The sequence below is a fragment of the Pseudomonas sp. TMW22090 genome (genome assembly GCF_022496665.1).
In the GTDB taxonomy this organism is placed as follows: domain Bacteria; phylum Pseudomonadota; class Gammaproteobacteria; order Pseudomonadales; family Pseudomonadaceae; genus Aquipseudomonas; species Aquipseudomonas gregormendelii.
The window spans coordinates 71696-79970 of record NZ_SCFH01000014.1; the positions used below are offsets into that span (position 1 = coordinate 71696).

Here is an 8275-nt window from a genome sequence, read left to right on the forward strand (position 1 = left end):
ACTAAGGCTGGCGGCGACAATAATGGAGATATTCGGGGCTTACGTTGCATTTTGAGGTCGCAAGTGCATGTGCGTAAATTGAAGCAAATTGCAAGGTTATGCCCAATAGGTAGCTAGCTTATTAATTTAACAAAAGTGACGTGTGTCGTTCTGCAGGGCATGCTGTTCCCCAACCCTGGAAAACCTATCCTCTTTAACACGTCAAAGTCGATTGATAGGCTTGCTGCAACAGCTATCTGCCCGGTTGAAGTCGAAGATCGATGTATCTGTAGGGTTTGGAAATAAATGCGGGCGCCCACCGCACTCACGGCTCAGTTACCATTCTTTGTGCATCGCGGCCGCGCGGCTAGTTGGTAGCTGTTCTAAGCCTAGTCAGTGCCGCCCTTCGCCCCAAGCCCCATAGTCAGATTTGAGAAATGACAGTAGGCGATGCCGCAACGCGCTTCATCGACCTATGTAAAACGACTCCTTTATCGAAATAGTGCACTCATCGCTCTCCACGGCGATCCCTTCATCGCGAATTGCACCGCCCAAGACGATCTGCACTGAAATCAATACTTTCTGATGCCTCTTGATTAGAGATGCCAGCCATAATCATCTCATCGCCAACGCATACGGCGTTCGGCAGCCAACACACTCTCACTCACTACTGGAAGCTCAGACATGAAAACCATAGGCATTGAAAACTCGAAGTCCAGCGTACAGGCCCACTTAACGCTTGGAACCAAAACTATGGGGCTAGGTATCTATGGCGCGTACTTGGCTCTCGCTATTATTTACTTCTGGTTCGGCGGCATGAAATTTACCCACTACGAGGCCGAGGGCCTGGTTCCACTGGTGAGCAACAGCCCGCTTTTGGGATGGGTGTATAGCATTTTTTCGGTCGACATGTTCTCCAGCCTGCTCGGCATACTAGAGATTTCGATCGGCACTCTGATCGCAGGCCGCATGCTGTCGCCCAAACTATCCGTGGTAGGAGGCGCTCTGTCTGCAGGCTTGTTCTTCACAACCCTTAGCTTTATGTTTTCCACTCCGGGCGTCATTGAGCCTAGTTTAGGGTTTCCGGCGATTTCCGTTGCGCCAGGTCAGTTTCTGCTTAAAGACTTAGGGTTGCTTGCTGTTTCGATATTTGTGGCAGGCCATTCGCTGGTTGAACTGGAAAAACGTAAAATTAATGCATAATTTTTTCAATGGCTTAAGGCAGTAATGCCTTAGGCCTTTTTGCCATCATTTTCCCCCGCCAGATCTTTCAACCAGTCACGAGGGCTCAACCCCGTCTTGCGTCTAAATGCGCGAGACAGCGCCGAAGGACTTTCGTAGCCGACTTGAGCTGCAATCAGCGTAATCGAGCGCCCTTCTCGCATCAGCTTCTGAGCCAGGCTAACTCGCCAACTCAACAAATAATCAGCAGGCGTCTGTCCGATGACACTCTTGAAATGCACGGCATACGCAGCGCGTGACATATTTGACTCACTGGCCAGCTCTGCTATTGACCAGGCATGTTCCGGGGAGTTGTGCATCTGTAAAAGCGATCGGGCAAGCCGCATGTCGGCCAGTCCAGCCATCATTCCGGTGCGCAACTGGTGATGATCGAGCAGGTAACGGAGCAACAGAATGATTAGGAGCTCAAATAAGCGCTCAAGCGCGGCTTCCCTTCCACAATGCACATTTGCCGCCTCGGCAAACATCCACTCCAACGTGTCTGCCAGCATGGGCAGATCATCGAGTGCGAGCACCAAACAGTCCGGTAATGAAGCCGACAAAGGATTATCAATTCCGCCCTCAAACTCCATGGAAGCACACAACAACTTTGCGCCATCGGACTCACCCGCAAACAATTGATGCTTGGCGGGGCGTGGCATAAAAATCAAGCTAGGGCGAGTGAGCTGCAAATCCTTGCGATCGGGACCAAGCAACGTCACGCTGCCGGCCTGAAGCAGATGGATATAACCTCGCCGCTCGGCGCCATCGTAAGATGCAGAGCCGCATAGGTCGCCGTCATAGAACAGATTGGCCCGCACGCCGAACCGCGAGAGCAAATTAGACAAACGATCCATTGGCCGATCCTTGACGAGTCAGAACGCACAGACCATACCATCTGCGTTGTCGTTCAGTGCCTGTAGCGAACATGCCGGCGTAAATCAGCCAACGGATAAAGTGATCACTGAGCAGCTCAGCCTCCCTTTCCAGTTCGGCTGTTAAAAAAACAACACCGTTGTTTGAAAGCACCAGCAAATCAAGTGCTCACTCTTCTATTTTACGGGGTTGTACGCCGGAATCCCAGAAATTTCCGTCAGCCCAGCTCCAGTCCCGCCACGAGCGCATCCAGGTCGATGAACTTGCCGTCAGTCTGGAAGGTGTAATGCCCGTTCAGCAGGATGTGCCGCCAGGCCGCTGGCGACATCTGCGTGATCAACGCCAGCGCCTTGGCATTGCCAGCTGCCTCGTACTTCGTCAGCAGCAGGGACAGGATCGCCGAGTTGTAGAAGATGATCGCGTTGCCGATCAGCCTGGCGCACTGGTTGCTGATCTCGATTTCGATGTCGGTGCGGCCGGTCAATTCCTTCTTCCCACCGACTTGGGCGATGGTCGAGCGTAGCTGGTGATAGGACTCAATGCGGTTCTGCGAGCGGTGAACATTACGCTCCAGTTGCGGGTCGCGCAGGTAGCGCAGTGTGTAGATACTGCGGATGAGCTTGTCGAACTCGAAGATTGCGCGCCGCGTCGGGTTCGGCGCCGTATAGGTGCACAGCTTGCGGATCAGCGTGCCCTGCGTCATTTCCTTCAGGCCCAGTGTGGCGACGATTCGGTCGATGTTCGCCTTCTCACCGACGATGAGTTGCCGGTCGATCTGGCCAGCCGGCCGGATCAGGCATTTCTCGTACAATGCCAGATCATCGGCGCAATACAGCTCCTGCAACTGGTCGTCGAGGTCGGTGAAGCGCGGCTCGAAACGAAGTCCGAACCAGTGCAGGATGGCGAAGTTGGCCTTGTTGATGCTGTGCATGTCGCCGGTGATCGCGCTCGGCACGATGTCCGACGTGTTGCGGTACCAGATGTCGAACACGTGGTGAGCCTCGTACTCGTGTGCGCCTATCAGGTAGCCGTTCAACGGCACGTGATTGCACAGCAGCGTGTAGGCGACGACGCCCTTGCCGCGGCCGAAATATTTGCGCGAGTAGCGCGCCTTCACAGTTGGTCGCTCGACGCCGAATTTCTGCCCATCAACGGCACCGTACAACGAATCGAGGTCGAACGAGTAATGCGGGAAGATCGGCAGTGCGGCGATGGCGTTGCTGATGCAATCGTTGGCCACATGTAGCGTCGCCTGGCGCAGGTACTGCTGGTAGGTACTCTCCAGGACGTGGTACGGGATGTCGCTGGTACGTGCCATAACCTGGTTGCCGTGGTTCATGGCTTGGGCAATGATCACCGCCATCAGACTGTCGGCGTCGGCTACCTTCTTCGCATAGCGTGGCTGCAATGGTGTCAGCGCCGACAGGAACTGGCACTGGCCGTTGACGAAGCGAAACACGTCGGCGACATCGCAGTATGGCAGTTGCTCGTAGAGAGCTTGCTCGCGCGCCTTCTGGTTCTCCCCCTTGGGCTTGCGCCAGGTCAGTCTCTGCGTGTCCTTGTCGTATTCCAGGTGCGTCAGCTTGCCCTGTTTCAGCTCGCGATTGAACGCCACCCATTGCGCACGCAACTCGGTCGCCAGTGCATCGAGCTGGGCACTGACCGGCTGCCGCAGGAAGGGGATGTCCATCTGCGCGAGCACGGCGGCTTTCTCGTCCATCGAAACCAACTCGTCGGACAAATGCCGGTGCTGCAAGCTATGGTCAATGTAGAGCTCGCCCGCCTGGAAGCGTTTCCTGACCTGACGGTAAAGCCAGAATTCGTAACGATCGGCATGCAGGCCTGTCGGCGTGCCTTCGGCATCGAACATCAGCAGGTACGGACGCAAGCGTTTCGGCAGCGTTGCCGCCGGACATTCGTCGAGTGGCCGTTGTGATAGGCGCTGCTGCTTGGCGAACACGCTCTTGGCCCAAGTCAGCGCCGCGAGCCATGGGTTATCGGGGGCCGTGCCGGCGAAGTCGAGCGCGACGTACAGCGGCCGTAGATGGCGTCGAATGCGTTCGGCCAGGCCGTCCACCGCCTGCCAGTGCAGCGCCAGTTTGTTCAGTGGCTTGACGCTCATGCGCTGCGCCGTGTTTTGCAGCAATTCCCTGGACATGATTTTGTAGGCGCGTTGGCGCACCTCGCCGAACGGCGTCGGATCGGCCACGCTGTCGTCCACGTACAGCGACAGCAGGCGGCCAACCTGCGGCGTTTCCTGATGGCGTCGCAGCTGTTCGGCGACAAAGGACTGTTTCGCACCCGTGCGGCTCTCGTCCTCAAGTTTTTTCATGTGGAAGGCCATCGCGTCGACCAGGTTGTCGGTGAGCTGCCGGTAACGTACCCAGGCATAGCACAGCAGGTAGAGCCGGGTCTGCTCCGCCTTCAGGTGGCGCAGGTCATGGACGGTATAGAAGTTCGCCAGGCTCGCGTAGTACAGCAGGTTCTGCTGCGAGATGCCGAGCTTGGGCAGCAGCGCCTTGGCGATCCCGTGCAAGGACTTCAGCGTGGCGCGCTTCTCGCGCTCCCCTGCCATCTGACGCCAGCCGAAATCTTTAGCGTCCTGCTTGAGCGCTGCCAGTTGAGACAGGGTGTCGTCACGCACCAGGAGCTGGCCCAGCGCAGCTTTGGCCGATTCGTCCAACACTTCTGCCAGCAAGCCGCCCAAGCGCCTGCGTTCGGTGGACAGGGCTTCACTGACCAGCTCTTGTAAGGTGGTGTGGCCGGGCCGGATGATTTTGTGCTCGCTGAGCCAAACGATCAGTTCGGCGGCCACGAATCCTGGCATTACGTCGCGCCGCACGATCTGTTCAGCCTGCTGTGCCAGTTGCGGCAGGAAGCTAGCCGCCCACGACCGGTAGCCGAACAGTTCGGCGATCTGACCCCTCTGGCTGTAGTGCTCATGCTTGGTGATCGCCTTGCGTTCGAACGCTTCGCCGTGGAAATAGCGACTCAGCACGAAGGCGCAATCGTCCTCGACCTCATGCCAATCGAAGCGGAAGAAAGCATGCTTGGCCTTGAAGTAGCCGATCTGCAAGACGCAATAGACTTGGGCCTGCAGGCTAGGCCGGCTGCTGGCGAACGCCAGTTCAGATTCGGCCAACGCCAGGTATTCCAGCCGCTGAGCATCGTCGAAGTCCGGTAGGCCGTACAAGGCTTCCTGCTCTGCGTCAGAAAAGACGGTGAGTAGCTTATTCTTGTTGCTCATCGACCGTCCTTCCCGCACCACGCCAACCTGCTCGCGTCAATGTTTCGATCAACGTAGTGCGCTTGACATTGAAGTTGCGGCACACCGCCGCCTTAGACATGCCGCCATCGAGCGCGGCGACGATGGCGTCCAGCTTCTCACCAGTGATCGCCTGCGGCCGGCCGCCGATCCGGCCGCGTTTGCGTGCGGCGGCCAAGCCCGCGACGACGCGCTCCTGAATCAAGGCGCGCTCGTACTGCGCGAGCGCACCGAACACCTGGAACAGGAATTCGCCCGAGGGCGTCGTAGTGTCCAGGTTCTCTGTCAGCGAGCGGAACGCCACCCGCTTGTCCTTGAGCGAAGTCACAATGGCGAGCAGGTGCGACAGCGAGCGACCGAGCCGGTCGAGTTTCCACACCACCAGCACATCGCCGGCTCGAACGAACTCAAGCGCCCGCGCCAAGCCGGCACGGTCATCCTTCGCGCCAGAGGCACGATCCTCAAACAGGTGACGCGGATCGACGCCGGCGGCGAGCAGCGCGTCGCGCTGCAAGTCCGTGCTCTGGCGGTCGGAGTCCGACGACACGCGCATGTAGCCAACCAACATAGGCGGATAACCATCAAAAACAGGTTTCCGCATAATAGTGAATAGCGATAGAGTTTTCCGTACATTTTTGAGGGGGTGTTGCACAGGTAGCACAGCGGCGGCTGACAGCCTGTCGCAAAACAAATGTTTTACGACACCTCCTTGAGGTTGCCGCGTTTACATCATTACCTGAACAGGTATAAAATTCCGTCATGACAAACAAAGAAAAACCGCTCGAATGGATCGCGAGCAGCCACAAGGATTTGATGGCGTTGCCGTCCGACGTGCGTCGCCGTTTCGGTTACGCGCTCTCGTTGGCGCAGATAGGCGATCAGGATGACGCAGCAAAGGTGCTCAAGGGGTTCGGTGGTGCCGGCGTGCTGGAGGTCGTCGAAGACGATGCCGGCGGCACCTATCGAGCGGTATACACGGTCAAGTTTGCGGAAGCGGTGTTCGTCCTGCACTGCTTCCAGAAGAAGAGCAAGAGCGGAATCGCCACGCCAAAGGCCGACATGGACATCATCCGCGCTCGGCTGAAGGTGGCCGAGGTATTGGCACAGGAGCTACGAAATGCAAAAACGAATCATTGAAGGCGTCGAGGTTCAGCGCAGCTCGGGCAACGTCTTTGCCGACCTTGGACTGCCTGACGCTGAAAAGCTCAAGATCAAGACCGGCCTGGTGGTCGAGATCAGGAGGGCCATGCGCGCCCTTGGGCTGACTCAACAAGCGGCGGCCAAACGCATGGGCATCCCGCAACCGAAGGTGTCGGGCATGATGCGCGGCGACTTCACCAATCTATCCGAACGCAAGCTGATGGATTGTCTGAATCGCCTCGGCTACGACATCGAAATCAAGGTACGGCCAGCAGCCGAGCCGATCGGGCATCTAACGCTCGCAACCGCTTAATCGGAGCTCTCCTGATGGCAGCCCGCATCACCGACGACGAATGGGACGAACTGACTCCCGAGAATTTCGATACCACGGCACTGCTGCGTGCAGTCGATGCCGTGGACGTGCTGCGCGGCGATTTGAATGACAGCGCAGACGGCGCACCTCCGCAACTGCGCACCGACCTGTTGAAGCTGCATCAACTGGCAATGGCCGCGTTCAACGAGGGATCACGCAGCCGAGTGGCTGAGCTATTTGATCTCGCCGTGGATCTTCAGGATCAGGTTGATCATCTGATGACCTCGCTGGAACAAGTGCAAGAAACCCTGTCCCGGTGACGGCGCTCTACCCAGAAAGCCTGTCCTGAATGTTCTTGGAGACAACCACATCATGAGCCGCAGCCGCCGCAAAACGCCCATCGTTGGGCACACGACCTGCCGTAGCGAGCGCGAGGACAAGAAACTCTGGCATCAGCGCTGGCGAACCCACGAGCGCACCGCGCTGGCCAGCGCGTCGCCGGAAGCTCTATGCGCCCATCTGCCTCTACTGGAAAACCAGGTCAGCAACGTCTGGTCGATGGGTAAGGATGGCCGCTCCTACTGGCCCATCAAGCGCCAGGCCGCCACGGCGGATCGCATTGCCAACCACAAGGGACGCAATCCGCAAGAGCGCGCCTCCCTGAAAAAGCGTCTGCTGCGCAAGTGGATGAGCAAATGAACCTGTCCACCATCGAGGCGCTGGCTATCGCTTGGGCGCGAATCGCTGAAGAAGCAGAACTCCCAGCCGGCTACGAGGGCACGGCGACGCCAGAGGCGCATCGGGCCTGCGAGGTGATCCAGGAGCGGATTCGAGAGCACGTCGTCGCCACCAATGACATGCGGCTGTTCGGCCTGCTGCACCTGCTTGGGCAGGCGTCGCTGCGCATGGAGCAAGCGCTGTGGCCGGAAGAATATGCGCGGATGACCCGCGAGGTCGAGGAAGCTCTCCGAGAGGCCGACGACCCCAACGCCAAGTCGTACACCCACGAAGAAGTCATGCAGGCGATGCAGGAACGCATCGACCGAGCGCGAGACAAAGCCATGTTGATCGGCTGACGGAAATTTCGGCGGTTCCGGCTGATCCAAGAATCTTGGCGTGACCTTACCTCCGCTCTACCGCTGGGTGCCAGCCTCGGCGCACGCCTAACCACCCAACTCAGAAAGGAAAATAAGTTGGTAAAACGCATTCCCGTATCCGAGCTTCGTCTCGGCATGTACATCCACAAGCTCGCCTGCTCTTGGGTTCGACACCCATTCTGGCGCGGCAGCTTCCTGCTGACCGAGCCTCAGGATCTCTCTGCCATTCGAGAATGTGGCGTCGGGGAGGTCTGGGTCGACTTGGCCAAAAGCCAAGTCGACCCAGAGAGCCCAGAGAGCCCAGAGAGCCCAGAGCCCAGAGCCCAGAGCCCAGAGCCCAGAGCCCAGAGCCCAGAGCCCAGAGCCCAGAGAATTGTCGGAGGA

At 58.1% G+C, this 8275-nt stretch carries 9 protein-coding genes and 1 pseudogene; 7 read left to right on the forward strand and 3 right to left on the reverse strand.

The genetic code is table 11. The features are described from left to right. Nucleotides 1–663: 663 nt before the first annotated feature. Nucleotides 664–1182: a DUF417 family protein gene (locus EQV97_RS28210; protein WP_003464991.1), complete on the forward strand. Its 519-nt coding sequence runs from the start codon at nucleotides 664–666 to the stop codon at nucleotides 1180–1182. Between the two features lie 29 nt (nucleotides 1183–1211). On the opposite strand, the gene EQV97_RS28215 is transcribed toward EQV97_RS28210, so the two are convergent. The 3 genes from EQV97_RS28215 to EQV97_RS28225 all read right to left on the reverse strand — a co-directional run bounded on the left by EQV97_RS28215 (nucleotide 1212) and on the right by EQV97_RS28225 (nucleotide 5909). Continuing rightward, nucleotides 1212–2057, reverse strand: a complete 846-nt coding sequence (locus EQV97_RS28215) for an AraC family transcriptional regulator (RefSeq protein WP_003464995.1) — start codon at nucleotides 2055–2057, stop codon at nucleotides 1212–1214. Between the two features lie 236 nt (nucleotides 2058–2293). Beyond that, nucleotides 2294–5323: a Tn3 family transposase gene (locus EQV97_RS28220; protein ID WP_240890504.1), complete on the reverse strand. Its 3030-nt coding sequence runs from the start codon at nucleotides 5321–5323 to the stop codon at nucleotides 2294–2296. Then, nucleotides 5307–5909 carry a recombinase family protein gene (locus EQV97_RS28225; protein ID WP_010465829.1) on the reverse strand — a complete coding sequence of 201 codons (603 nt, stop codon included), beginning with the start codon at nucleotides 5907–5909 and terminating at the stop codon, nucleotides 5307–5309. Before EQV97_RS28225 ends, EQV97_RS28220 begins: the two co-directional genes overlap by 17 nt. A gap of 191 nt (nucleotides 5910–6100) precedes the next feature. Here EQV97_RS28225 and EQV97_RS28230 point away from each other — a divergent pair, with 191 nt between their 5' ends. From EQV97_RS28230 to EQV97_RS28255, 6 genes and pseudogenes are all read left to right on the forward strand, one after another. Then, complete coding sequence (locus EQV97_RS28230) at nucleotides 6101–6478, forward strand: type II toxin-antitoxin system RelE/ParE family toxin (protein WP_003151133.1); 378 nt, start codon at nucleotides 6101–6103, stop codon at nucleotides 6476–6478. Then, complete coding sequence (locus tag EQV97_RS28235) at nucleotides 6459–6794, forward strand: helix-turn-helix transcriptional regulator (protein WP_001172026.1); 336 nt, start codon at nucleotides 6459–6461, stop codon at nucleotides 6792–6794. Before EQV97_RS28230 ends, EQV97_RS28235 begins: the two co-directional genes overlap by 20 nt. 14 nt (nucleotides 6795–6808) lie before the next feature. After that, nucleotides 6809–7143: pseudogene (locus EQV97_RS28240) on the forward strand (transposase). A 23-nt stretch (nucleotides 7144–7166) separates the two neighbouring features. Continuing rightward, on the forward strand, nucleotides 7167–7493 hold the full coding sequence (locus tag EQV97_RS28245) for a hypothetical protein (RefSeq protein ID WP_000091614.1): 327 nt from the start codon (nucleotides 7167–7169) through the stop codon (nucleotides 7491–7493). Beyond that, nucleotides 7490–7870, forward strand: a complete 381-nt coding sequence (locus EQV97_RS28250; RefSeq protein WP_001054412.1) for a hypothetical protein — start codon at nucleotides 7490–7492, stop codon at nucleotides 7868–7870. Before EQV97_RS28245 ends, EQV97_RS28250 begins: the two co-directional genes overlap by 4 nt. 156 nt (nucleotides 7871–8026) lie before the next feature. Then, the coding region (locus tag EQV97_RS28255) for a DUF3391 domain-containing protein (RefSeq protein ID WP_240890505.1) at nucleotides 8027–8275 on the forward strand (249 nt) is incomplete at its 3' end.

What these genes read in the sequence shown, in the direction of transcription:
- EQV97_RS28210 (WP_003464991.1), top strand. Translation starts at nt 664, where the DNA reads ATGAAAACCATAGGCATTGAAAACTCGAAGTCCAGCGTACAGGCCCAC.
- EQV97_RS28215 (WP_003464995.1), bottom strand. Translation starts at nt 2,057, where the DNA reads ATGGATCGTTTGTCTAATTTGCTCTCGCGGTTCGGCGTGCGGGCCAAT.
- EQV97_RS28220 (WP_240890504.1), bottom strand. Translation starts at nt 5,323, where the DNA reads ATGAGCAACAAGAATAAGCTACTCACCGTCTTTTCTGACGCAGAGCAG.
- EQV97_RS28225 (WP_010465829.1), bottom strand. Translation starts at nt 5,909, where the DNA reads ATGTTGGTTGGCTACATGCGCGTGTCGTCGGACTCCGACCGCCAGAGC.
- EQV97_RS28230 (WP_003151133.1), top strand. Translation starts at nt 6,101, where the DNA reads ATGACAAACAAAGAAAAACCGCTCGAATGGATCGCGAGCAGCCACAAG.
- EQV97_RS28235 (WP_001172026.1), top strand. Translation starts at nt 6,459, where the DNA reads ATGCAAAAACGAATCATTGAAGGCGTCGAGGTTCAGCGCAGCTCGGGC.
- EQV97_RS28245 (WP_000091614.1), top strand. Translation starts at nt 7,167, where the DNA reads ATGAGCCGCAGCCGCCGCAAAACGCCCATCGTTGGGCACACGACCTGC.
- EQV97_RS28250 (WP_001054412.1), top strand. Translation starts at nt 7,490, where the DNA reads ATGAACCTGTCCACCATCGAGGCGCTGGCTATCGCTTGGGCGCGAATC.